The sequence below is a fragment of the Pseudomonas sp. S49 genome (assembly GCF_009866785.1).
Classification (GTDB): Bacteria; Pseudomonadota; Gammaproteobacteria; order Pseudomonadales; family Pseudomonadaceae; genus Aquipseudomonas.
In genome coordinates this window covers 5,483,852-5,506,690 of sequence record NZ_CP019432.1, presented here as the reverse complement: position 1 = coordinate 5,506,690, position 22,839 = coordinate 5,483,852, and the positions used below count along the sequence as shown (strand labels likewise).

The window sequence follows — 22,839 nt, the reverse complement described above, 5'->3', positions numbered from 1 at the left end:
TCTGTTCAATATCATCAAGCCGTATCCGTCGCCGATCATCACCGGGCGCGGCATCGATCTCGATTTCCCGATGCTCGCCGGTTGCCTGGCGCTGCTCGGTCTCGGCCTGATCATGATTGCCTCGGCGTCCACCGAAGTGGCAGCCGCGCAGTCGGGCAGTCCGCTGTATTACATGATTCGCCACCTTATTTATGTGGTTCTGGGCCTGGGCGCGTGCATCGTCACCATGATGATTCCGATCGCCACCTGGCAACGTCTCGGCTGGCTGATGCTGATCGGTGCGTTCGGCTTGCTGGTGATGGTGATCATCCCCGGCATCGGTCGCGAAGTGAACGGTTCGATGCGCTGGATCGGTTTCAGCTTCTTCAACGTGCAGCCGTCGGAAATCGCCAAAGTGTTCGTGGTGATCTACCTCGCCGGTTATCTGGTGCGCCGTCAGAAAGAAGTGCGCGAGAGCTGGATGGGCTTCTTCAAGCCATTCATCGTGCTGCTGCCAATGGCCGGTCTGTTGCTGATGGAGCCGGACTTCGGTGCCACCGTGGTGATGATGGGCGCTGCGGCGGCGATGCTATTCCTTGGCGGGGTCGGGCTGTTCCGCTTCTCGCTGATGGTGGTATTGGCGGTCGGCGCCGTGGTGCTGTTGATCCAGATGCAGCCGTATCGAATGGCGCGTCTGACCAACTTCGCTGACCCGTGGGCTGACCAGTTCGGCGCTGGTTATCAGTTGTCGCAAGCCTTGATCGCTTTCGGTCGCGGCGAATGGCTGGGCGTCGGTCTGGGCAACAGCGTGCAGAAGCAGTTCTACCTGCCGGAAGCGCACACCGACTTCGTGTTCTCGGTATTGGCTGAAGAACTCGGCGCGGTCGGTTCGCTGTGCACCGTCGCGCTGTTCGTGTTCGTGTGTATTCGCGGCATGTACATCGGCTTGTGGGCGGAGAAAGCCAAACAGTTCTTCGCCGCTTATGTTGCGTACGGTTTGTCGTTCCTGTGGATTGGTCAGTTCCTGATCAACATCGGCGTGAACGTCGGCCTGCTGCCAACCAAAGGTCTGACCTTGCCGTTCCTCAGTTACGGCGGCAGTTCGTTGGTGATCTGCTGTGCCTGTCTCGGCTTATTGCTGAGGATCGAGTGGGAGAGTCGAACCCACCTGGGCAGTGAAGAAATGGAATTCCATGAGAGCGACTTCGCTGAGGAGCCGAATCATGGGCGCTAACGTATTGATCATGGCCGGCGGCACCGGCGGCCACGTGTTCCCGGCGCTGGCCTGTGCCCGCGAGTTTCAGGCGCGCGGCTACACCGTGCACTGGCTCGGCACGCCACGCGGGATCGAGAACGAACTGGTGCCGGCCGCAGGGCTGGAACTGCACCGCATCAACGCCACCGGCCTGCGCGGGAAGGGCAAGCTGTCGCTGCTCAAGGCGCCGTTCATGCTGCTGAAATCGGTGTGGCAGGCGCGGGCAATCATCCGTCGCTTGAAACCGGTGTGTGTGGTCGGCTTCGGTGGTTATGTGACTGGTCCCGGTGGCCTTGCCGCGAAACTGGCTGGCGTGCCGGTGATCGTTCACGAGCAGAACGCCGTGGCCGGCACCGCCAATCGGTTGCTGGTGCCGTTCGCCGCCCGGGTGTGTGAAGCGTTCCCCGACACCTTTACTCTGTCGGACACCCGCCGTACCACCGGAAACCCGGTGCGCAGCGAGCTGTTCCTCGACACATCGCGACCTGCTCTGGCCGGTCGCAAAGCGCGTTTGCTGATCCTCGGCGGAAGCCTTGGCGCAGAACCGTTGAACAAGTTGCTGCCTGAAGCCCTGGCCCAAGTCGCTACCGATTTGCGCCCGGAAGTGTTCCATCAGGCCGGCAAAAACCACGATGAAGTGACTGCAGAGCGCTACCGCGCCGCCGGCGTCGATGCGCAGGTGCAGCCGTTCATCAAAGACATGGCCCAGGCCTATGGCTGGGCTGACCTGGTGGTGTGCCGCGCAGGCGCGTTGACCATCAGTGAGCTGGCTGCCGCCGGTCTGCCCTCGATGCTGGTGCCTTTGCCCCACGCGATCGACGATCACCAGACCCGCAACGCCGATTATTTGGCCCGTGAAGGCGCTGCCTTCCTGATGCCGCAAAGAACGACTGGTGCCGCGGACCTTGCCGCGCGCCTGACAGAGGTCTTGATGCAACCGCAACGACTCGAAGATATGGCCCAAGCGGCCCGCCGTCTGGCGAAACCCGATGCCACCCGTAGCGTGGTCGATACCTGTCTGGAGGTGGCCCATGGTTGAGAATCAGAAAGCCATGCCGCAACCGGAAATGCGCCGCATCCGTCGCATCCACTTCGTCGGCATCGGCGGCGTGGGCATGTGCGGCATTGCCGAAGTGTTGTTGAACCTGGGTTATGAAGTCTCCGGTTCCGACCTGAAAGCTTCGCCGGTCACCGAGCGTCTGGAATCGTTCGGCGCACAGATCTACATCGGCCACCGTGCCGAGAACGCCGCGACCGCCGATGTGCTGGTGGTGTCGAGCGCTGTGAACACTTCCAACCCGGAAGTCGCGACTGCCCTTGAGCGTCGTATTCCAGTGGTGCCGCGTGCCGAGATGCTCGCTGAACTGATGCGTTATCGCCACGGCATCGCCGTCGCCGGCACGCACGGCAAAACCACCACCACCAGCCTGATCGCTTCGGTGTTCGCGGCGGGTGGTCTGGACCCGACCTTCGTGATTGGTGGTCGTCTGAATGCCGCGGGTACCAATGCCCAGCTCGGCACCAGTCGTTACCTGATCGCCGAAGCCGATGAAAGCGATGCGAGCTTCCTGCACCTGCAACCGCTGGTGGCCGTGGTCACCAACATCGACGCCGACCACATGGCGACCTACGACGGTGACTTCAACAAACTGAAGAAAACCTTCGTCGAGTTCCTGCACAACCTGCCGTTCTACGGTTTGGCCGTGATGTGCCTGGACGATCCTGTAGTGCGCGAAATCCTGCCGCTGGTGAAGCGTCCGACCGTGACCTACGGCTTCAGCGAAGACGCTGACGTGCGCGCGATCAATGTTCGTCAGCAAGGCATGCAGACCTTCTTCACCGTGCTGCGTCCTGACCGCGAGCCGCTGGACGTGTCCGTGAACATGCCGGGCAACCACAACGTACTCAACTCGCTGGCGACCATCTGCATCGCCACCGACGAAGGCGTCAGCGATGAAGCCATCGTCCAGGGCCTGTCGGGCTTCCAGGGTGTTGGTCGACGCTTTCAGGTCTACGGCGAACTGCCGGTGGACGGCGGCAACGTGATGCTGGTCGATGACTACGGTCACCACCCGACTGAAGTCGCGGCTGTGATCAAAGCCGTACGCGGTGGCTGGCCGGAGCGCCGTCTGGTGATGGTGTATCAGCCGCACCGTTACAGCCGCACCCGCGATCTGTACGACGATTTCGTCAATGTGCTGGCCGACGCCAACGTGTTGCTGTTGATGGAAGTCTATCCGGCCGGCGAAGAGCCGATTCCGGGCGCCGACAGCCGCAAGCTGTGCAACAGCATCCGCCAGCGCGGTCAGCTCGACCCGATCTACATCGAGCGTGGCGTCGATCTGGCGCCGTTGGTCAAGCCGCTGCTGCGTGCCGGCGACATCCTGTTGTGTCAGGGCGCTGGTGATATCGGCGGTCTCGCGCCGAAGCTGTTGAAAAGTGAATTGTTCGCTGGCGCCGTGGCGGCGCCGGTCGAGGGGAAGTTGAAATGACTGCTGCCTACGCCAAGCTGTTTTCCACGATCGCGCCGAAAGACTTCGGCCGCGTCGCCGTGCTCTTCGGCGGCCTGAGTGCCGAGCGTGAGGTTTCGCTGAAATCCGGTAACGCCGTGCTCGAGGCGCTGCAAAGCGCTGGCGTGGACGCGTTCGGCATCGACGTTGGCGAGGACATTCTGCAACGTCTGCTCAGCGAAAAGATCGACCGCGCGTTCATCATTCTCCACGGTCGTGGCGGTGAAGACGGCTCCATGCAGGGCCTGCTCGAAGTGGCGGGCATTCCGTACACCGGCAGTGGCATTCTGGCTTCGGCCCTGGCGATGGACAAACTGCGCACCAAGCAGGTCTGGCACAGCCTCGGGATTCCGACGCCGCGTCACGCCGTGCTGTGCAGCGAAGCCGATTGTATTTCGGCGGCGACGGAACTGGGCTTCCCTTTGATCGTCAAACCGGCGCATGAAGGTTCAAGTATCGGGATGGCCAAAGTGAGTTCTGCGTCCGAGTTGATCGACGCATGGAAAGCGGCCAGTACCTACGATTCGCAAGTCTTGGTTGAGCAATGGATTCAAGGTCCGGAGTTCACCATCGCCACCCTGCGTGACCAGGTGTTGCCTCCTATCGCCCTGGGTACACCGCACACGTTCTACGACTACGACGCCAAGTACATCGCCAACGATACCCAGTACCGCATTCCGTGCGGGCTGGATGCCGCCAAGGAACAGCAACTCATGGATCTCACGGCCAAGGCCTGTGAGGCGCTGGGTATTGCCGGTTGGGGCAGGGCGGACGTGATGCAGGACGCTGACGGGCAGTTCTGGTTTCTGGAAGTGAATACCGCTCCGGGCATGACCGATCACAGTCTGGTGCCGATGGCCGCGCGTGCGGCCGGTCTGGATTTCCAGCAACTGGTTCTGGCCATTCTGGCCGCCAGTGTTGAAGACGCTCGAGGTTAAGACGATGCAAGGCGCTCAGCTCCGACATCAGCCTCCCGCACCCGGCCGCAAGCCGGTGCCGCGGGGTGCCAGCCGCATGGTGGCGAAAGAGCCGATGTCCGCGCGCCTGCCGAAAGCCAATTTTGGTTTTCTGAAAAGTCTGTTCTGGCCGGTGCTGCTGGTCGCGCTGGGCTTTGGTACTTACGAAGGTGCAACGCGTCTGCTGCCGTACGCCGACCGGCCGATCACCAAGATCGCCGTGCAGGGCGACCTGAGCTACATCAGCCAGCAAGCGGTGCAGCAGCGGATCGCCCCGTTTGTGGCGTCGAGCTTCTTCACCATCGACCTGGCCGGCATGCGCACCGAGCTTGAGCAGATGCCATGGATCGCCCATGCCGAAGTACGTCGGGTATGGCCGGACCAAGTGGTGATCCGCCTCGAAGAGCAACTGCCGGTGGCGCGTTGGGGCGACGAGTCGTTACTGAACAACCAAGGCCAGGCATTTACGCCCAAGGAACTGGCGAACTACGAACACCTGCCACAGCTGTTCGGCCCACAGCGGGCCCAGCAGCAAGTGATGCAGCAGTATCAGGTGCTGAGCCAGATGCTGCGGCCGTTGGGCTTCTCGATCGCACGCCTGGAACTGCGTGAACGCGGAAGCTGGTTCCTGACCACCGGTGCCGGCAGTTCTGGCCCCGGCATCGAGTTGCTGCTGGGACGCGGCAACCTGGTGGAAAAGATGCGCCGCTTTATCGCCATCTATGACAAGACGCTTAAAGACCAGATTACGAACATTGCGCGCATCGATCTGCGCTACGCCAACGGCCTCGCTGTTGGCTGGCGGGAACCTGTAGCGCCGACGACAGCCCAACCCGCTGTCGCAAAGAATTAAGAAGAGGCAGGACCCATGGCAAACGTGCAAAGCGGCAAAATGATCGTCGGTCTCGATATCGGCACCTCCAAGGTGGTGGCGCTGGTCGGCGAGGTTTCCGACGACGGCTCGCTGGAAATCGTCGGGATCGGTACCCATCCGTCCCGTGGCCTGAAGAAGGGCGTGGTGGTGAACATCGAGTCCACCGTGCAATCGATCCAGCGCGCGATCGAAGAAGCCCAACTGATGGCGGGCTGCCGCATTCACTCGGCGTTCGTCGGCGTGGCGGGCAATCACATCCGCAGCCTGAACTCCCATGGCATCGTCGCGATCCGTGATCGTGAAGTCAGCTCGGCCGACCTTGAGCGCGTGCTCGATGCCGCCCAGGCCGTGGCGATCCCGGCTGACCAGCGCGTGCTGCACACCCTGCCGCAGGATTACGTGATCGATAACCAGGAAGGCGTTCGCGAGCCTCTGGGCATGTCCGGCGTGCGTCTGGAGGCCAAGGTTCACGTAGTCACCTGCGCGGTCAACGCTGCACAGAACATTGAAAAATGCGTGCGTCGCTGCGGTCTGGAAATCGACGACATCATTCTCGAGCAGCTGGCGTCCGCGTACTCGGTACTGACCGACGACGAGAAAGAACTGGGCGTGTGCCTGGTCGACATCGGCGGCGGCACCACCGACATCGCGATCTTCACTGAAGGCGCGATCCGCCACACCGCGGTGATCCCGATTGCCGGTGATCAGGTGACCAATGACATCGCCATGGCGTTGCGCACCCCGACCCAGTACGCGGAAGAAATCAAGATCCGTTACGCCTGCGCCCTGGCGAAACTGGCCGGTGCCGGTGAAACCATCAAGGTGCCAAGCGTTGGCGACCGTCCACCGCGCGAACTGTCGCGTCAGGCCCTGGCCGAAGTGGTCGAGCCGCGTTACGACGAACTGTTCACCCTGATCCAGGCCGAACTGCGTCGCAGCGGCTACGAAGACCTGATCCCGGCGGGCATCGTCCTGACCGGCGGTACGTCGAAGATGGAAGGCGCCACTGAACTGGCCGAAGAAATCTTCCACATGCCGGTACGCCTCGGTGTGCCGCACGGTGTGAAAGGCCTGGATGACGTTGTGCGCAACCCGATTTATTCCACTGGCGTTGGCTTGTTGATGTACGGCCTGCAAAAGCAGTCCGACGGGGTTTCGTTCTCCGGCATCGGCAGTCGCGACAGCTACAGCAACGAAGAGCCACAGGCGCCGTTGCTGGACCGATTGAAGAAGTGGGTTCAAGGCAACTTTTAAGAGCAGTTCGAAGCGTCAAGCTTCGAGCGGCAAGCAGTAGCAGTAGATGCACCGCAACAAAAAAGCAGTAGGCGAAAAAACTAGAGAATGTAAGGAGAGGGAAAATGTTCGAACTCGTAGACAACATCCCCGCAAGCCCGGTAATCAAAGTTATCGGTGTTGGCGGTGGCGGCGGCAACGCTGTCAATCACATGGTCAAGAGCAACATCGAAGGCGTTGAGTTCATCTGCGCCAACACTGATGCTCAAGCGCTGAAAAACATCGGCGCGCGTACCATTCTGCAACTGGGCACCGGCGTGACCAAAGGTCTGGGCGCCGGCGCCAACCCTGAAGTAGGTCGTCAGGCCGCTCTCGAAGACCGTGAGCGCATTGCCGAAGTCCTGCAGGGCACCAACATGGTGTTCATCACCACTGGCATGGGCGGCGGTACCGGTACCGGTGCTGCACCGATCATCGCCGAAGTGGCCAAGGAAATGGGCATTCTGACCGTTGCTGTCGTAACGCGTCCGTTCCCGTTCGAAGGCCGCAAGCGTATGCAGATCGCCGATGAAGGCATCCGCATGCTCTCGGAAAGCGTCGACTCGTTGATCACCATTCCTAACGAGAAGCTGCTGACCATCCTCGGTAAAGACGCAAGCCTCTTGTCGGCTTTCGCCAAGGCTGACGATGTACTGGCCGGTGCCGTTCGCGGTATCTCCGACATCATCAAGCGTCCGGGCATGATCAACGTCGACTTCGCTGACGTGCGCACCGTGATGAGCGAAATGGGCATGGCGATGATGGGCACTGGCTGCGCCAGCGGTCCGAACCGTGCACGTGAAGCCACTGAAGCGGCGATCCGCAACCCGTTGCTGGAAGACGTGAACCTGCAAGGCGCACGCGGCATCCTGGTGAACATCACCGCCGGTCCTGACCTGTCTCTGGGTGAGTACTCCGACGTGGGTAGCATCATCGAAGCCTTCGCTTCCGAGCACGCGATGGTCAAGGTCGGTACCGTTATCGATCCGGACATGCGCGACGAGCTGCACGTAACCGTGGTTGCCACCGGTCTGGGCGCGAAAATCGAGAAGCCTGTGAAGGTCATCGACAACACCGTTCACACCTCCATGGCTTCCGCCCAGGTGCAACAACCGGCTGCGGCCCGTCAGGAAGCGCCAGCGGTCAACTACCGTGATCTGGACCGTCCGACCGTCATGCGCAACCAGGCTCAGGCCGGTGCTGCGGCTGCCGCGAAGATGAATCCGCAAGATGATCTGGACTACCTGGACATCCCGGCTTTCCTGCGTCGTCAGGCCGATTGATGGAATGTATCAGGGCTATGAAGGTGATTGGTGTTCAGCAAAGGCATGGTCTGCTATCATCGCCAGCCTTTGTTGATACCAGTTCGCAATTTGCGCTGAAGCGGCCCAAGCCATGATTAAACAACGCACACTGAAAAATATTATCCGTGCCACAGGTGTAGGCCTGCACTCCGGTGAGAAGGTCTATCTGACCCTCAAGCCTGCGCCTGTCGACACTGGCATTGTGTTTTGTCGCGCTGACCTCGACCCTGTGGTGCAGATTCCTGCCCGCGCGGAAAACGTCGGTGAAACCACTATGTCGACGACGCTGATTAACGGCGACGTGAAAGTGGACACGGTAGAGCACTTGCTCTCGGCCATGGCTGGCCTGGGCATCGATAACGCCTACGTCGAGCTCTCCGCGTCCGAAGTCCCGATCATGGATGGCAGCGCTGGACCCTTCGTATTCCTGATTCAATCGGCAGGCCTGGAAGAACAGGACGCCGCCAAGAAATTCATCCGCATCCTGCGTGAAGTGACAGTGGAAGACGGCGACAAGCGCGCCACTTTCGTCCCTTTCGAAGGGTTCAAGGTGAGCTTCGAGATCGATTTCGATCACCCGGTATTCCGGGACCGCACCCAAAGTGCAAGCGTGGATTTTTCCAGCACTTCGTTCGTAAAAGAAGTCAGCCGCGCCCGTACCTTTGGTTTCATGAGTGATATCGAGTACCTGCGCAAGCACAACCTCGCACTCGGCGGCAGCGTTGAAAACGCAATCGTGGTCGATGCCGATGGCGTGTTGAACGAAGACGGCCTTCGCTATGAAGACGAATTCGTGAAGCACAAGATCCTCGATGCCATTGGCGACCTGTATCTGCTGGGTAACAGCCTGATTGGTGAGTTCAAGGGCTTCAAGTCCGGCCACGCACTGAACAACCAGCTGCTGCGCAAGTTGATTGAGCAGACAGATGCTTGGGAAGTGGTGACGTTCGAAGACGCCAGCACCGCACCAATCTCTTACATGCGCCCTGTTGCGGCTGTGTAAGTAAAAAACCTCTCTAGTTTTTTGAAGGCCATCCTCGGATGGCCTTTTTTTATGCCTGCAATTTCTCTAGTGCCTGATCTGGCCTCTTCGCGAGCAGGCTCGCTCCCACAGGGGCACGCATTTCAAATGTGGGAGCGAGCCTGCTCGCGAAGGCGTCGGTGCGATCGCCCCAGAACATTCAGGCAGCCACCACCACCCGATTACGCCCACCTTCCTTGGCCTGATACAACGCCTTGTCCGCCGCAAACAGCAACTGCTCCAGCGTCATCTCACTCGCCGCCGTCCATGTGGCGATGCCAATGCTCACCGTCATCGGCCGCTCGGCCCCGTCTACCAACGGCAACTGCTCCACCGATTGGCGAATATGCTCGGCAATCTGCTGCGCGCCATGACCGTCAGTCTCGGCGAGAATCACCGAAAACTCCTCTCCGCCATAACGCGCAACCAGATCCGCCGGTCGCCGCACATTTTCAGTGATGACACGGGCCAGCGTCTTCAGCGCCTGATCTCCAGCCTGATGTCCATGCCGGTCATTGAAGGCCTTGAAGTGATCGGCATCGATCATCATCACCGACATCGCTTTGCCCGAGCGCTGGGCGCGGAACCATTCGTGACGCAGTGCTTGATCGAGCATTCGCCGGTTGGCCACCCCCGTCAGTGCATCGGTGGCGGCCAGTTGCGCCAGCTCCCGCTCGGCCCGTTGACGCAAGCGCAACTCGCGGGCCAGCAGCCAGGTCAGCCACAGCAACCCCACGCACAACACCCCCGTGGCGCCGCTGATCAACAGGGCGGTACGACGCCACGTGCCGAACACCTCGTCGCTGGACAGCGCGACCATCACGATCAACGGCAGATTGCCAACCCGCGAATAGGTATAGAGACGTTGTTGATGGTCGATGCTCGAAACGCTGTTGAAACTGCCATTGCCACTCCTGTCGCGCAGTATCCGTATGACGTTGGGCCGGTTGCCGAAGCTTTTGCCGATGGAGTCGCTTTGCAAATAGGGCTTTTGCGCCAGCAGGACGCCGTCGTTGTCGATGATGTTCAACGTGCTGTCTTTACCGATGTCGAGGCTGTTGAACAACTGATCGAAGTAGTCGAGTTTCATCGACGCCACGGCCACACCGGCGAACTCACCGGTGTCCGAGGAAATCCGTCGGCTGAAGCTGATGCGCCATTGATTGGCTTCATCGCAGTCGCAACGGGTCTTGAACGGGCGGCTGATAAACATGCCGACATCGCGATTGAACGCGTGGGCGAGGAAATAATCGCGGTCGGCAAAGTTGCCCGGTTTCGGCTCGACCCGCGAAGAGTCGGCGACCACATCGCCGTGTTTGTCGAGCAACAGAATGTCGCCCTTGAAGCGCGCCGTGGTGGAGCGGTCGAACAGCGCCAGATGACGGATCTGCGGCGAGACATCCTGCAGGTCGTCGCGTTGCGCGGCGGCGATCAGGCCTTGCAGGGTCAAGTCGTACAACTCGACGGTGCGCAGCACATCGGCGTCGATCAGTTGCGCGATGGTGGTGGCGCTGCGGGTCGCCGATTCCTGAGCGTTGGCGTGCTCGCGGATCAGCAGGAACGTGACGATGCACAGAATCGCGATCACGGTCAGCGAACTGCCGCAGATCAGCAGCAGCTCGGGGCGTCCGGTCTTGCCCGCAACGGGTGGGGTACGGCTCGCGATCATGATTGGGCTGTCGGTTGGGGGGAAGTCTTATAAGAGTAGTTGCACAGACACTGCTGCCAAAACCAGAAACCATTCCCAATGTGGGAGCGAGCCTGCTCGCGAAAGCGCTGTGTCATTCAACCTGGATGTCGAATGGTAGACCGCTTTCGCGAGCAGGCTCGCTCCCACAGGGCGGGCATCACTGAATTCAAGACGGTGTTATGGCGCCGATCTTAGAAGACGTTGATCGGGTAGTCGATGATGACGCGGTATTCATCTGTATCCGAATCAATCACGCCGTAGCCGTTGCCGCCACGGTTGGTCGCCCATTGCAAGTGCACCGCCAGATCTTTGGCCTGACCGCTCTGCACAACGTAATGCAAATCGAGATCACGCTCCCAGTGCTTGGCGTTGCGGCCGTCGGCGCTGTACCAGTTGGAATAGCCTTTGCTGTCGGCGGCGACCTTGGTCAGATCCACGGTGCCGCGCGAGTAGGACACGGACGAGGTCAGCCCCGGTACGCCGACACCGGCGAAGTCATAGGCGTATTTGAGCTTCCACGAGCGCTCGTTCGGGCCGTTGAAGTCGGAATACTGCTGGGAGTTGTCGAGGTAAACGCTGTCGCCCTGGCTGATGTAGTCGAACGGCGTGTTGCCGTTGACCCGCTGATACGCGGCAGTAACGCTGTGATTCCCGACGCCAACGGTGAAATGCACGCTGAAGGTGTTGTTGTCGATATTGCCCAGCAGCGCATCGCCGGTGTCTTGCGTGTGATAGAAATGCAGGCCCGGGTTGAGGCTGACCAGATCGTTCAACTGCCACGTGTAGTCGAGGTCGTAGTAGTACTGGTTCCAGATGTCCTTCAGCTCGGATGCGTAGAGGCTGCTGGTCAGACCTTCGACGCCGCTCCAGGCCACACCGGCCCAGTTCAGGTGCTGGCTCTCGTCGCCATCGGCCAATGTCCCGTAGGAAGTGCCGATGCGCGTGTGGCCACTCTGGTTGTAAGGCTTGGTGAAACTGGCCTGGCCGCCTTCAATCAACCAGCCATCGAAGCTGTGGTTGGTCAGGCTCACACCCCGAAAGGTCTGCGGCAGCATGCGCGTTTCACCGCCGGCAATTACCGGGTTGGTGAGGAACAGATCACCGGCCTTCAATTCGGTATCGAACGCGCGCATTTTCAGCGTGCCACCTGCTGTGGAAAAAGCCCCCGGCGCTTTGCCGCCGCTCTCCCTGACCGGCAGGATGCTCGAACCGTCCGTGCCGCCACCGCCATCCAGCTTCAACCCGAGCATGGCGTGGGCATCAACGCCGAAACCGACCGTGCCTTCGGTGTAACCCGACTTGAAAATCCCGAGAAACCCCTGGCCCCACTCGATGTTGTCGTCCGCTTTCTGCAAGCGGTTGCGATTCATGTAGTAGTTGCGGGCGTTGAGGTTGAGGCTCGAACCTTCGACAAAGCCTTGTTTGGCAGGCTCGTCAGCGTGAGCGGCAGGGGCAATCGTTGCGGCAATTGCAATGAACAGCGGGGTGACGCGGACTGGGTAACGCACGTGCAATGGAGCTCCTTTGGTCAACTGGCGCCTCTATATTTTGAGGCGCTCGATGTTTCTTGTTGTTACAGACGAACCAAACGGCTTTCAGACCACAACGAAAAAAGGCCGCTGAAAGGCAGCGACCTGGAATGACGACGGTTGAACGGGAAGAGCCAAACAACCGCGTCGAGGGAAACGTTGGCGCGGTGCGCGACTCAGCTGTCTGTCTCGCTTGCTTGAGTCTGGGAAGTGGCAGCCTGCGGGACTTGCGAGGCGTCCTGAGCCTTGGCCATCACTTCGGCCTGATGCTGATCGAATGCCTGAGCGCGAGCGACATTGTGCGCCACGAACGACTGCGATTCTTCAGCCATCGCCATCGGCGACAGGATCAATGAGGACAAAACGAACGCGCTGGCAATACCCATACTGTTGGACATCTTGAAAACCTTCTCGCTTGGCGAGTGCTGTTTGGTGCGGGCAAAGATAAGGTTGCCGGGCGTTGGGAAACAGCGTGATTTTCATAAATGACTGTTACAGCAGAAGCAAAAGTCACCCCCTCACCCCAGCCCTCTCCCCCAGGGGGGCGAGGGGGAAAGGGAGCCGATCGGGGGCTTTTCAGAATCTGAGTTCGACTGGATATTTCAGGTCGGTGTACCTTGAAAGAACAACGCGGTCAGTCCCCTCTACCTCTGGGAGAGGGTTAGGGTGAGGGGCTTTTCAGACCGGCAAATAAATCCCGAACGTATTCATCCCCCGATCACTGCGCACAAACACATCCCCGCCATGCATCAACGCAATCGCCTTGACGATCGCCAGCCCCAACCCATGGTTATTGCCACTGTTGCTACGCGACGCATCCACCCGATAAAAGCGCTCGAACAACCGTGGCAAATGCTCACTGGCAATCGGCGAGCCGGGGTTCGCCACTCCAATACTCACCTGATGCTCTTCAACCTCAATCCGAACCTCAATCACCTGACCCGGCCCGGTGTGCTGCACCGCGTTGCTCAACAGATTGATCAACGCCCGACGCAGATGCGCGACCTCGATCTGCACCAGTGCATCCCCGCTGACCCGTACCTGAACCTGCGCATCTTCAAGAATGAAATCCAGATATTCCAGCGTCGTCGCCACCTCATCCGCCAGCGAAGTGGACGTGAGTTTGGTCGCCTTGTTGCCCTGATCGGCACTGGCCAGAAACAACATGTCATTGATGATTGAACGCAGCCGTTCCAGCTCTTCAAGATTGGATTGCAGCACCTCGAAATAGTGTTCGGCTGAGCGCCCGCGAGTCAGCGCCACCTGCGTCTGCCCGATCAGATTGGTCAGCGGCGAGCGCAACTCGTGGGCGACATCGGCGTTGAACGATTCCAGCCGCGAGTAGGCCTGCTCGACCCGTTCCAGCGTCGAGTTGAACGAGTCGACAAACTGCTCAAGCTCCGGTGGCAGCGGTGACAAACGCAAGCGCCCGGCGCGTAGTGGTGGCGCCAATCGCTGAGCCTCGTGGGACAGTTTGATCAACGGCTTCAAACCAATTCGGGCAACCCAATAACCCAGTGCAGAAGCCATCAGTACACCGACAATCGCCAGCCCGATCAGCGCGATCAGCAAATTGTGCTGAGTCTCATGAAACGTCTCGGTATCAATGCCGATCATGAAGCGCAGCGGCGGGCGCTGATCCTTGGCCGGCAGCTCGGTCAGCAACACTTTCAGCGGATAAGGATGGTCAGCCAACTGCAGGTCATGCATGCCCAACGGGCCTTGGGCGAAGGCGCGAATCGCGGCGTCCGGCTGACCATATTCGTAACCCGGGTCACCACTCACCACCCAGAAACGAATGCGTTTGTCCTCTTCGCCAAGCAGCTTCAACTTGGCGTTGATCTTCAGCCAATGCTCCGGCGTGCCGAAGCGATTGAGCGCGGATTCGAGCACGCTGTAACGCGCATCCAGCTCGGCTTCCGGCAGTAATCCCAGGCCTTTGTCGACCTGCTGATACAGCGCGCCGCCGATCAACAGAAACACCACTAACGCCACCAGCGTGAACATCACGCTCAAGCGCAGCGCGATCGAGTTACTGGACACCACGGCTCTCCAGCACATAACCCATACCGCGAATGGTGTGCAGCAGTTTCTCGTCGAACGGCCCGTCGAGCTTGGCGCGCAGGCGTTTGATTGCCACTTCGACGACGTTGGCGTCACTGTCGAAATTGATGTCCCAGACCATCTCGGCAATCGCGGTTTTCGAAAGGATTTCACCTTGCCGGCGGGCCAACACGCTCAACAACGAGAACTCTTTAGCGGTCAGATCCAAGCGTGTGCCGGCGCGAGTGGCCTTGCGGCTGATCAGATCTATCCACAGGTCGGCAATGCTCACTTGCACCGGTTCATGGCCGCCGCTGCGACGGGTCAGCGCTTGCAGGCGCGCGACCAGTTCAAGGAAGGAAAACGGTTTGCCGAGGTAATCGTCGGCACCGTCGCGCAGGCCTTTGATGCGGTCTTCGACGCGCTCGCGGGCGGTGAGCATGATCACTGGGGTTTGCTTGCGCGCACGCAATGCGCGCAGCACGCCGAAGCCATCGAGGCCCGGCAGCATGACGTCGAGGACGATCACCGCGTAGTCGCTTTCCAGCGCCAGATGCAGGCCTTCGACGCCGTCGCGAGCCAGATCCACGGTGTAACCCTGTTCCGTCAGACCGCGGTGCAGATAGTCCGCGGTTTTTTCCTCGTCTTCGATAATCAGAACGCGCATGACCCTGCCTCAGTCTGTGGTCGCCAATGCCGGCGAGGGCATCGGTTTGGGCCGGTGGAACAGCCGCTCAAGCCACAAGTATATGACTGGAGTGGTAAACAACGTCAGCATCTGGCTGACCAGCAAACCGCCGACCACCGCGATGCCCAGCGGTTGGCGCAGTTCGGCGCCGGTGCCGTAACCGAGCATCAGCGGCAGCGCGCCAAGCAGGGCGGCGAGGGTGGTCATGATGATCGGCCGGAACCGCGTGATGCATGCTTCGAAAATCGCATCCTGCGGCGACAGGCCTCGGTGGCGCTGCGCTTCGAGCGCGAAGTCGATCATCAGGATGCCGTTCTTCTTGACGATACCGATCAGCAACACCAGGCCGATCAACGCCATGATCGAAAAGTCCTGACCGCAGATCCACAGCATGATCACCGCACCCAAACCCGCCGCCGGCAACGTCGAAATGATCGTCAGCGGGTGCACGAAGCTTTCATAAAGCACGCCAAGAATGATGTACACCGCCACCAGCGCCGCGAGAATCAGCCACGGCTGGCTGGCCAGCGAACTCTGGAACGCCTGCGCTGCACCCTGGAAATTGCCGCTGATCGCTGTCGGCATGCCGATCTCGGCCTTGGCCTGATTGAGCAGAATCACTGCATCACCCAACGCCACGCCGGGCGCCAGATTGAACGACAGGTTGGCCGCCGGGAACATGCCGTCGTGGGCAATCGACAACGGGCCAATGGTCGGCGCGTCGAATTTGGCCAGCGCCGAGAGCGGCACCATCTCGCCACTCAGCGGCGAACGCAGGTAGAAATAGTTGAGGCTTTCGGCCTTGCCGCGTTGCTTGGTGTCCAGTTCCAGAATCACGTTGTACTGGTTGACCTGGGTCTGGAATTCATTGATCTGCCGTTGGCCGAAGGCGTCGTACAACGCCTCGTCAACATCGCTGGCGGTCAGGCCGAAACGGGCGGCGGCGCTGCGGTCGATGCTGATATGGGTGATGCTGCCGCCCAGTTGCAAGTCGTTGGAAATGTCGCGGAACGCCGGGTTGCTGCGCAGTTTTTCGGTCAGGCGTTGCGTCCACGTGGCGAGGGTCGCGCCGTCATTACTCTTCAGCACGTATTGGTACTGCGCACGGCTCGGGCCAGAGCTGAGGTTGATGTCTTGCCCTGCGCGCAGATAGAGAACGATGCCGGGGACTTTCATCAGCTGTGGGCGGATGCGGTCGATAAACTGGCTGGCGCTGACGTCGCGGTCGCCGCGTTTTTTCAGGGCGATCCAGAAGCGGCCGTTGGCGATGGTCTGGTTGCTGCCGGAGACACCCACCGAATGGGAAAACGCTTGCACGGCCGGATCGGCGGCGACGATTTCGGCCATCGCCAGGTGTTTTTTCACCATGTCGCCGTAGGAAATATCCGCAGCCGCTTCGGTAGTGCCGAGGACGAAACCGGTGTCCTGCACCGGGAAGAAACCTTTCGGGATAAAGATGTAACCGCCGATGGCCAGCGCCAGCGACAGACCGAACACGCCAATCATCAATTTCTGATGGGCGAGGGCGCGACGCAGACCTTTCTCGTACCAGCCTAGCAAGCGTTCGCTGAAGCCCGGTTTGGCGTGGGCGTGATGCACCGGTTTGCGCATGAACAGCGCCGCCAGCGTCGGCGCGAGGGTCAGCGACACCACCACGGAAATCATGATGGTCGAGGTCGCGGTCAGGGCGAATTCCTTGAACAGTCGCCCGACCACACCGCCCATGAACAGCAGCGGAATGAACGCCGCCACCAGCGAGAAACTGATCGAGACCACGGTGAAGCCAATCTCGCCGGCACCCTTGATCGCCGCTTCGCGCATGTCGTCGCCGGCCTCCAGATGGCGGTGGATGTTTTCCACCACCACGATCGCATCGTCGACGACGAAGCCGACCGCGACGACGATCGCCACCAGCGTCAGGTTGTTCAGGCTGAAACCGAGGAGGTACATCAGGGCGAAACTGGCGATCAGCGACACGCCGAGAACGGCCGAAACAATCAGGGTTGCCGACAATTGGCGCAAGAACAGCGCCATCACCGCGACCACCAGCAGGATCGCGATCAACAGGGTGATCTCGACTTCATGCAGCGAGGCACGAATGGTCTGCGTACGGTCGATCAAGGTTTTCACTTGCACCGAGGCTGGCAGCATCGCTTCGAGACCGGGCAGGGCGGCTTGAATGCGGTCGACGGTTTCGACAATGTTGGCGCCGGGCTGGCGCGAGATCACCAGGTTCACACCGGGTTGGTCACCGGCCCACGCTTGCACGTAGGCATCTTCCGAACCGTTGACGACTTTGGCGACATCGCGCAGGTGAACCGGGGCGCCATCCTTGTAGGAAACGATGAGCTGGCTGTAGTCCTCGGGGTGGAACAACTGATCGTTGGTCGACAGTGTGGAAATGCTCGATTCGCCGTACAGCGCACCTTTGGCGAGGTTGAGGCTGGTCTGCTGGATCGCCAGTCGGATGTCGGCGAGGGTCAGGCCGATCGCCGCGAGTTTGTCCGCCGAGGCTTGTACGCGGATCGCCGGACGTTGCTGACCGGTGATGTTGATTTGGCCTACGCCGTCGATCTGGCTGATCTGACGCGAGAGCAGGGTTTCCACCAGGTCGCTGAGTTCGGTGCCGGGCATCTGCGTCGAGCTGACGCTGAGGATCAGCACCGGGCTGTCGGCCGGGTTGACCTTCTTCCACGTTGGCAGCGTCGGCATGTCCTTGGGCAGTTTGCCGGCGGCGGTGTTGATCGCCGCCTGGACTTCCTGCGCGGCGGTGTCGATGCTTTTATCGAGGGTGAACTGCAGGGTCAAAAGGCTGGAGCCCAAGGCACTGCTGGAGGTCATCTGGGTCATGCCGGGGATGGCGCTGAATTGCACCTCCAGCGGCGTGGCCACGGACGAGGCCATGGTGTCGGGGCTGGCGCCGGGCAACTGCGCGGAAACCTGAATCGTCGGAAATTCCGCTTCCGGCAGTGGGGCGATTGGCAGGCGCGGGAAGGCAATCGCGCCGACCAGCACCAGCGCGATGGTCAGCAGAATCGTCGCGACCGGGTGATCGATGCACCACGTGGAGACGCCTTTGTGCGCCTTCATGGTTTCGGCTCCGCTTGCACCACCTGCGCCGGTTCGGTCATGACTTGCACCGTGGAGCCCGGTTTAAGCCGCGACTGGCCATCGGTGACCAGCACGTCACCGGCCTTCACGCCTTTGATGATGTCCTGGCCGCTGCCTTGATAAACCATCTGCACTTGCACGGCTTCGACCTTGTCGCCGTTCACCCGGTAAACGAAGTGTTGGTCGAGACCGCGTTGTACGACTGTCGGCGGGACGACCAGCGCATCTTTGTCGAGGGCTGTCTGAATTTTTACCGTGACCAGCAGACCGGGCCAGAGCTTCTGGCTGGCGTTGGCGAATTCGGCCTTGGCGCGGATGGTGCCAGTGTTGGCGTTGACCTGGTTGTCGATCAGGGTCAGATGCCCTTCGCCGAGCAGGTTGCCGGTTTCGCCGTCGGTGTCGGCGCCGATGTAGGCCTTGACCTGTGCGCGTTGCGGATCGTTGATCAGGCCTTGCAGGGTCGGCAGCATTTGCTGGGGCAGGGAGAATTCGACGGCGATCGGGTCGATCTGGGTGACGGTGAACAGGCCGGCGGTGTCGGTCATGCGCAGGAAGTTGCCTTCGTCGACTGTGCGAATACCGACGCGGCCGGTGACGGGGGAGCGGATCTGCGTGTAGGAAAGCTGTACCTGCGCCGCGTCAATCGACGCCTGGTTGCCTTGGGCGGTGGCTTTCAGTTGGTTGACCAAGGCTTGTTGCTGGTCGTAGGTCTGTTTCGAGATGCCGTCGTCGACGGTGAGCAGTTTGTAGCGTTTGAGGTTGACCAGGGCGACTTGCAGTTGTGCCTGGCTTTCGCCCAGTTGGGCGCGGGCCTGGTCGAGGCTGGCGCGGATGGAGCGGTCGTCGATGGTGGCCAGCAGGTCGCCTGTTTTGACGAGTTGGCCTTCTTTGACGAGGATTTTGGTGAGGATGCCGTCTATTTGTGGGCGCACCACGACGCTGTGTAATGAGAGTACGGAGCCGATGCCGCTGGTGTAGCGGGGGACGTCTTTTTCGCTGACCGCTATGACTCGCACGGGGATGGCGGTGGGCGTGGCGAGTTTGGTCGGGGCGGGTTTCAGGGTGTACCACAGACCTGCGCCTGCGAGGACGATCAATAGGGTGGCGAGCAGGGCTTTGTTCTTTTGGATTCGCATGCGGGGTGGGCGCCGGACGGAGTTTGGGCAGGGTTGTTGTCTTTATAAACCTGTCTGCGGGTCAGTAGGGTGACGGCTAGCTGTCAGCGCTGTCAGTTTCGTTGGGTGCATATCCGTTGCTGCGGTAACGGCGGCTTAGGGTTTCGCCCTGACGGCGACTCACTTTTTTTACAAACGCCTAAAAAAAGTAAGCAAAAAAACGCTTGCTCCTACGTGCGGCCCGCTCGCTGGGGCTCGGGGTTCCTTCGCTGCGGGATCGATCCGGGCGCAGCGCCTACGGTTTGCTTCGCTGCACCTCCTCTCGCTGTGTTTGGCTGCGCCAAACGGTCGCTGCGCTCCCACGCCCGGATCAATCCCTCCACTCAGCCTTCCGACGTCGCCCGTGGATCAAGATCAAAAGCTGCAGCCGAGCTAACGCTCATCCTGTTGAGTGGTGAAGAGCGGGGCGCGGTCGGCTTTGGATTTGTGGTGGATTCGCCCCTCACCCCAGCCCTCTCCCGAGGGAGAGGGAGCCGATTTTCGGGCGTTTCAAAACCTGAGTTCAACGCGGTATTGCACGTCGGCGTAGCTCTCCCAAACACCTCGGTCAGTCCCCTCTCCCTCCGGGAGAGGGCTAGGGTGAGGGGCTTTTGATCTGTTTCAAAACCTGAGTTCAACTCGGTATCGCACGTCGGCGTAGCTCTGCCAAACACCCCGATCAGTCCCCTCTCCCTCTGGGAGAGGGCTAGGGTGAGGGTTGGCTTTTGGCTGTTTAAATTTGTGTCAAATAACCAGAACCTTCCCACAAAGTTTTCAGGTTGTCCGTCGGACGTGCGCGCTCTAGTCTTTGGTTGTCGCCGAAAACTCGGCGATCGGGTGTGAGAACCCGGGCTAAGTATTATTCCAATACCAGTACCGTCATAATCGGCGCCAGCTGATTGCTGCCTGCATTTTTATGGCGGCTATGTACGGGCGGACTTCGGTCCGGCCGGAGGTTTTACTGGTCCTTGCCCGGTTTCTCACCCCGTACGTAGCTGCCACCCAATTCGCCGCGTGAGAAACGGTAATTGTTGGCTCCAATCAGTGAGGACTGAGTAAATGACTAAGCCCGTACCCGATCCACCCATCGATCCCACCACCCCACTCGAAGACCCCATCCGCGCCGACGACCAGATCAAAACCCGCGAAGCCATCAAGCGCGCTCTCGATTTCTACCTCTGCCCCGAACCGGTCAAACCGCGTCAGCCCAGTACGATGTTCCTCATCCACCCGAACATCGACACCGAAAGCCTGCTGGCCCACGCCTGCGAATCACTGGCTTCAGCCAATGTCATGGCCGCTGATCTGGCTGATCAGCTCAGTCGCCCGCAGCGCAGTACGGCGCTGGCGATCCAGCAGATCGTCATGCTCGCCGAGCTGGCGGTAAACCGGGCGCTGGACCGGGTTGATCCGCAAACGTAATCCGTCTGGACACCGCGTCATCGTTCTTCGCGAGCAGGCTTGCTCCTACAAGGGGATCGCACTCCAAATGTAGATGTAAGCCTGTTCGCGATGGCGATTGGTCTGTGGCCGCTGTCTCTGGAAATATTCTCAAGGTTGATAAGTCCCAAAAAGGGACCTATCGTTCCCTTTTTGGGACTCTTTGGCCTTCACAGTGGAAACTATCTCTCTAAGCGAAGCGCTGTTTACCACCACTCAACAAAAAGTGTTGGGTCTGCTGTTCGGTAAGCCTGACCAGACTTTCTATGCCAATGAGATCGCGCGCTGGGCGTGTGTTGGCAAAGGCAGTCTCATGCGTGAACTCGACCGTCTGCAGCGAGCCGGTGTGTTGCGCATGACAAGGGTGGGCAATCAGAACCATTACCAGGCCAATCCCACCTGTCCCATCTATGCCGAACTACTGGGTATCGCCCGCAAGACGTTTGGTATCGCCGAGCCTCTGCGTCTGGCATTGCAGCCCTTTACCGAGCAGATCACCTGGGCGTTTGTCTATGGCTCCATCGCCAAGGACACAGCAAACACACTCAGTGACATTGATCTCATGCTGATCGGCGAAGGCCTGCACTACAGTGACGTCATGGAACGGCTCATGCCCATGGAGGAGCAATTGGGTCGTCCCATCAACCCGACGCTTTACACCCCGCAAGACTGGGCGGCGAAACTGGCTGCGCACAACAGCTTTGTCGTGCGGGTGGTGCAGCAGGAAAAAATCGATCTGTTAGGGGCAAACCCTTTGGAGTCCAAGGATGGGCAGCAACGAGAGTCTGGAGAATCTTCTACGTAGCGGTGGGCTTAAAGCGGAGCCACCGGATCGCAAGGAGTGTGAGGGCTTGATGCGCTCGGCTGTGGATCGGCTCAAGGATGCGCAAACTTCTAGGTTGTCTTTTTCCAGCCGTTTCGACCTGGCTTATAACGCAGCGCACGCGTTAGCGCTGACGTCGCTCCGATTGAGTGGCTATCGATCGGATAAACGCTATCTGGTCTTTCAGTGTCTGGTGTATACGGCGCATATCAGCAAGGTTCAGGTGCGATTGTTCGCGTTGTGTCATGAGCGGCGCAATCTCGCGGAATACGAAGGGTATATGGATGAGGATGACGCGCTTCTGGCGCAGTTGTTGGAAAGCGCCTCGCAATTGTTGAGTAACGTCCAGCAACGAATGAACTGACATCCGGTACGGCTTGCGATCCTGACTAGTCTCTTAAAGATCCGCCTCTATGAGCGGATACAGCTTGTATGGCTCAGGCTGCGCGCGGCCCAAATCTCTCTGGGCCGTCCACTTCGGGAGTGTCTTGAAATGAAGCTGAAAACCGCTCTGCCATCTGTGCTCCTCTTGCTTCCACTCACTACATTTGCAGCGCCTGCCAGTCAATCCGGCGAGATCCGCTTCACCGGGCAAATCGTTGATTCGGGCTGTCAGGTCGGACCGGTCGGGGCGTTTGCGTCTCGTGAGTCTCGCCAGATCGAAATCAAGCCCGGCGTGAAAGTCGATGTCGACACCGATCGCAACGCTTGCAGTCATCAGTCGCTGCCGATCTCCATGCGCTACGAAGCGCTGAAGACCTCGACCGACAAAGGCATCGTCATCATCAGTTACCTGTAAACCGTTCGGCGTGCGCTGCAAAATCTTCAGGTGCCGAGTCAAGGCGCACAGGTATACTGCGCGCCTTCGCGGCTCACTGATCGGGCCCGACTTTTTGCTTTCCGGAGCTTTTATGACTTCCCCGACCCTGCCGCCGGTTGACGACGCTGTGAGCGATGTCCCGGCTGAACTGGCCGAAACCAGCGATACCAAAGCCGAAATCCCGGCGTTCAAATTTCCGTTCAAGCCGGGCGAGCTGGCCTCTGCCAAAGGCTCGAACCAGCCGTGGTACAAGAACGGCGCCAAGAACGGCCACACCAAGACCCCGGGCATGGCGCCGCCGGGTACCCGTCGTTCGATGGGCAAGCGCTGAGTTTTAATCCCGCCTGCGCTCAACGCGGCGATTGATACT

The 22,839-nt window shown here is 60.0% G+C and carries 20 protein-coding genes; 13 read left to right on the top strand and 7 right to left on the bottom strand.

The window, feature by feature from the left end:
• Position 1 precedes the first annotated feature (1 nt).
• From ftsW to lpxC, 8 genes are all read left to right on the top strand, one after another.
• Positions 2–1,213 (top strand): putative lipid II flippase FtsW, encoded by a 1,212-nt coding sequence (ftsW, locus tag PspS49_RS24200; RefSeq protein WP_174244528.1) that lies wholly within the window; start codon positions 2–4, stop codon positions 1,211–1,213.
• Positions 1,203–2,273, top strand: a complete 1,071-nt coding sequence (murG, locus tag PspS49_RS24195) for an undecaprenyldiphospho-muramoylpentapeptide beta-N-acetylglucosaminyltransferase (RefSeq protein ID WP_150750476.1) — start codon at positions 1,203–1,205, stop codon at positions 2,271–2,273. Before ftsW ends, murG begins: the two co-directional genes overlap by 11 nt.
• Positions 2,266–3,726 carry a UDP-N-acetylmuramate--L-alanine ligase gene (murC, locus tag PspS49_RS24190; protein WP_127929708.1) on the top strand — a complete coding sequence of 487 codons (1,461 nt, stop codon included), beginning with the start codon at positions 2,266–2,268 and terminating at the stop codon, positions 3,724–3,726. The genes murG and murC overlap by 8 nt, the downstream gene beginning before the upstream one ends.
• Positions 3,723–4,682 carry a D-alanine--D-alanine ligase gene (locus tag PspS49_RS24185; RefSeq protein WP_127929707.1) on the top strand — a complete coding sequence of 320 codons (960 nt, stop codon included), beginning with the start codon at positions 3,723–3,725 and terminating at the stop codon, positions 4,680–4,682. Before murC ends, PspS49_RS24185 begins: the two co-directional genes overlap by 4 nt.
• A 4-nt stretch (positions 4,683–4,686) precedes the next feature.
• The gene (locus tag PspS49_RS24180; RefSeq protein ID WP_127929706.1) at positions 4,687–5,553 is read left to right on the top strand and encodes a cell division protein FtsQ/DivIB; all 867 of its coding nucleotides are present in this window, start codon (positions 4,687–4,689) and stop codon (positions 5,551–5,553) included.
• A gap of 15 nt (positions 5,554–5,568) precedes the next feature.
• A complete protein-coding gene (gene ftsA, locus PspS49_RS24175; RefSeq protein ID WP_007916987.1) occupies positions 5,569–6,828 on the top strand; it encodes a cell division protein FtsA in 1,260 nt (419 codons plus the stop codon).
• 104 nt (positions 6,829–6,932) lie between these two features.
• On the top strand, positions 6,933–8,129 hold the full coding sequence (gene ftsZ / locus PspS49_RS24170; RefSeq protein WP_007916986.1) for a cell division protein FtsZ: 1,197 nt from the start codon (positions 6,933–6,935) through the stop codon (positions 8,127–8,129).
• Between the two features lie 112 nt (positions 8,130–8,241).
• On the top strand, positions 8,242–9,153 hold the full coding sequence (gene lpxC, locus PspS49_RS24165) for a UDP-3-O-acyl-N-acetylglucosamine deacetylase (protein ID WP_007916984.1): 912 nt from the start codon (positions 8,242–8,244) through the stop codon (positions 9,151–9,153).
• Between the two features lie 178 nt (positions 9,154–9,331).
• Here lpxC and PspS49_RS24160 read toward each other — a convergent pair whose 3' ends face one another.
• The 7 genes from PspS49_RS24160 to PspS49_RS24130 all read right to left on the bottom strand — a co-directional run bounded on the left by PspS49_RS24160 (position 9,332) and on the right by PspS49_RS24130 (position 19,368).
• The gene (locus PspS49_RS24160; protein WP_127929705.1) at positions 9,332–10,840 is read right to left on the bottom strand and encodes a sensor domain-containing diguanylate cyclase; all 1,509 of its coding nucleotides are present in this window, start codon (positions 10,838–10,840) and stop codon (positions 9,332–9,334) included.
• A 212-nt stretch (positions 10,841–11,052) separates the two neighbouring features.
• Positions 11,053–12,369 carry an OprD family porin gene (locus PspS49_RS24155; RefSeq protein ID WP_160041766.1) on the bottom strand — a complete coding sequence of 439 codons (1,317 nt, stop codon included), beginning with the start codon at positions 12,367–12,369 and terminating at the stop codon, positions 11,053–11,055.
• Between the two features lie 197 nt (positions 12,370–12,566).
• Entirely contained in the window at positions 12,567–12,788 is a 222-nt protein-coding gene (locus PspS49_RS24150; RefSeq protein ID WP_160041764.1) for a hypothetical protein, read from the bottom strand.
• A 280-nt stretch (positions 12,789–13,068) separates the two neighbouring features.
• Positions 13,069–14,433, bottom strand: a complete 1,365-nt coding sequence (locus PspS49_RS24145) for a heavy metal sensor histidine kinase (RefSeq protein ID WP_160041762.1) — start codon at positions 14,431–14,433, stop codon at positions 13,069–13,071.
• The gene (locus PspS49_RS24140; protein ID WP_007916978.1) at positions 14,423–15,100 is read right to left on the bottom strand and encodes a heavy metal response regulator transcription factor; all 678 of its coding nucleotides are present in this window, start codon (positions 15,098–15,100) and stop codon (positions 14,423–14,425) included. The genes PspS49_RS24145 and PspS49_RS24140 overlap by 11 nt, the downstream gene beginning before the upstream one ends.
• A gap of 9 nt (positions 15,101–15,109) precedes the next feature.
• On the bottom strand, positions 15,110–18,211 hold the full coding sequence (locus PspS49_RS24135) for a multidrug efflux RND transporter permease subunit (RefSeq protein ID WP_160041760.1): 3,102 nt from the start codon (positions 18,209–18,211) through the stop codon (positions 15,110–15,112).
• Positions 18,208–19,368: an efflux RND transporter periplasmic adaptor subunit gene (locus PspS49_RS24130; RefSeq protein ID WP_160041758.1), complete on the bottom strand. Its 1,161-nt coding sequence runs from the start codon at positions 19,366–19,368 to the stop codon at positions 18,208–18,210. The genes PspS49_RS24135 and PspS49_RS24130 overlap by 4 nt, the downstream gene beginning before the upstream one ends.
• A gap of 1,077 nt (positions 19,369–20,445) precedes the next feature.
• Between PspS49_RS24130 and PspS49_RS24125 the strand changes: the two genes are divergently transcribed.
• The 5 genes from PspS49_RS24125 (at position 20,446) to PspS49_RS24105 (ending at position 22,800) form a co-directional block, all read left to right on the top strand.
• A complete protein-coding gene (locus PspS49_RS24125; RefSeq protein ID WP_160041756.1) occupies positions 20,446–20,808 on the top strand; it encodes a DUF6124 family protein in 363 nt (120 codons plus the stop codon).
• 193 nt (positions 20,809–21,001) lie between these two features.
• Positions 21,002–21,631 (top strand): nucleotidyltransferase domain-containing protein, encoded by a 630-nt coding sequence (locus PspS49_RS24120; protein WP_127929698.1) that lies wholly within the window; start codon positions 21,002–21,004, stop codon positions 21,629–21,631.
• A complete protein-coding gene (locus PspS49_RS24115) occupies positions 21,594–22,013 on the top strand; it encodes a hypothetical protein (RefSeq protein ID WP_160041754.1) in 420 nt (139 codons plus the stop codon). The genes PspS49_RS24120 and PspS49_RS24115 overlap by 38 nt, the downstream gene beginning before the upstream one ends.
• A gap of 129 nt (positions 22,014–22,142) precedes the next feature.
• Positions 22,143–22,448: a type 1 fimbrial protein gene (locus PspS49_RS24110; protein ID WP_160041752.1), complete on the top strand. Its 306-nt coding sequence runs from the start codon at positions 22,143–22,145 to the stop codon at positions 22,446–22,448.
• Between the two features lie 112 nt (positions 22,449–22,560).
• The gene (locus PspS49_RS24105) at positions 22,561–22,800 is read left to right on the top strand and encodes a hypothetical protein (protein ID WP_034156076.1); all 240 of its coding nucleotides are present in this window, start codon (positions 22,561–22,563) and stop codon (positions 22,798–22,800) included.
• Positions 22,801–22,839 lie beyond the last annotated feature (39 nt).

What these genes read in the sequence shown, in the direction of transcription:
- ftsZ (WP_007916986.1), top strand. Translation starts at nt 6,933, where the DNA reads ATGTTCGAACTCGTAGACAACATCCCCGCAAGCCCGGTAATCAAAGTT.
- murC (WP_127929708.1), top strand. Translation starts at nt 2,266, where the DNA reads ATGGTTGAGAATCAGAAAGCCATGCCGCAACCGGAAATGCGCCGCATC.
- PspS49_RS24160 (WP_127929705.1), bottom strand. Translation starts at nt 10,840, where the DNA reads ATGATCGCGAGCCGTACCCCACCCGTTGCGGGCAAGACCGGACGCCCC.
- murG (WP_150750476.1), top strand. Translation starts at nt 1,203, where the DNA reads ATGGGCGCTAACGTATTGATCATGGCCGGCGGCACCGGCGGCCACGTG.
- PspS49_RS24185 (WP_127929707.1), top strand. Translation starts at nt 3,723, where the DNA reads ATGACTGCTGCCTACGCCAAGCTGTTTTCCACGATCGCGCCGAAAGAC.
- PspS49_RS24115 (WP_160041754.1), top strand. Translation starts at nt 21,594, where the DNA reads ATGGGCAGCAACGAGAGTCTGGAGAATCTTCTACGTAGCGGTGGGCTT.
- PspS49_RS24125 (WP_160041756.1), top strand. Translation starts at nt 20,446, where the DNA reads ATGACTAAGCCCGTACCCGATCCACCCATCGATCCCACCACCCCACTC.
- PspS49_RS24130 (WP_160041758.1), bottom strand. Translation starts at nt 19,368, where the DNA reads ATGCGAATCCAAAAGAACAAAGCCCTGCTCGCCACCCTATTGATCGTC.
- PspS49_RS24150 (WP_160041764.1), bottom strand. Translation starts at nt 12,788, where the DNA reads ATGTCCAACAGTATGGGTATTGCCAGCGCGTTCGTTTTGTCCTCATTG.
- PspS49_RS24105 (WP_034156076.1), top strand. Translation starts at nt 22,561, where the DNA reads ATGACTTCCCCGACCCTGCCGCCGGTTGACGACGCTGTGAGCGATGTC.
- PspS49_RS24110 (WP_160041752.1), top strand. Translation starts at nt 22,143, where the DNA reads ATGAAGCTGAAAACCGCTCTGCCATCTGTGCTCCTCTTGCTTCCACTC.
- ftsA (WP_007916987.1), top strand. Translation starts at nt 5,569, where the DNA reads ATGGCAAACGTGCAAAGCGGCAAAATGATCGTCGGTCTCGATATCGGC.
- PspS49_RS24140 (WP_007916978.1), bottom strand. Translation starts at nt 15,100, where the DNA reads ATGCGCGTTCTGATTATCGAAGACGAGGAAAAAACCGCGGACTATCTG.
- PspS49_RS24135 (WP_160041760.1), bottom strand. Translation starts at nt 18,211, where the DNA reads ATGAAGGCGCACAAAGGCGTCTCCACGTGGTGCATCGATCACCCGGTC.
- PspS49_RS24180 (WP_127929706.1), top strand. Translation starts at nt 4,687, where the DNA reads ATGCAAGGCGCTCAGCTCCGACATCAGCCTCCCGCACCCGGCCGCAAG.
- lpxC (WP_007916984.1), top strand. Translation starts at nt 8,242, where the DNA reads ATGATTAAACAACGCACACTGAAAAATATTATCCGTGCCACAGGTGTA.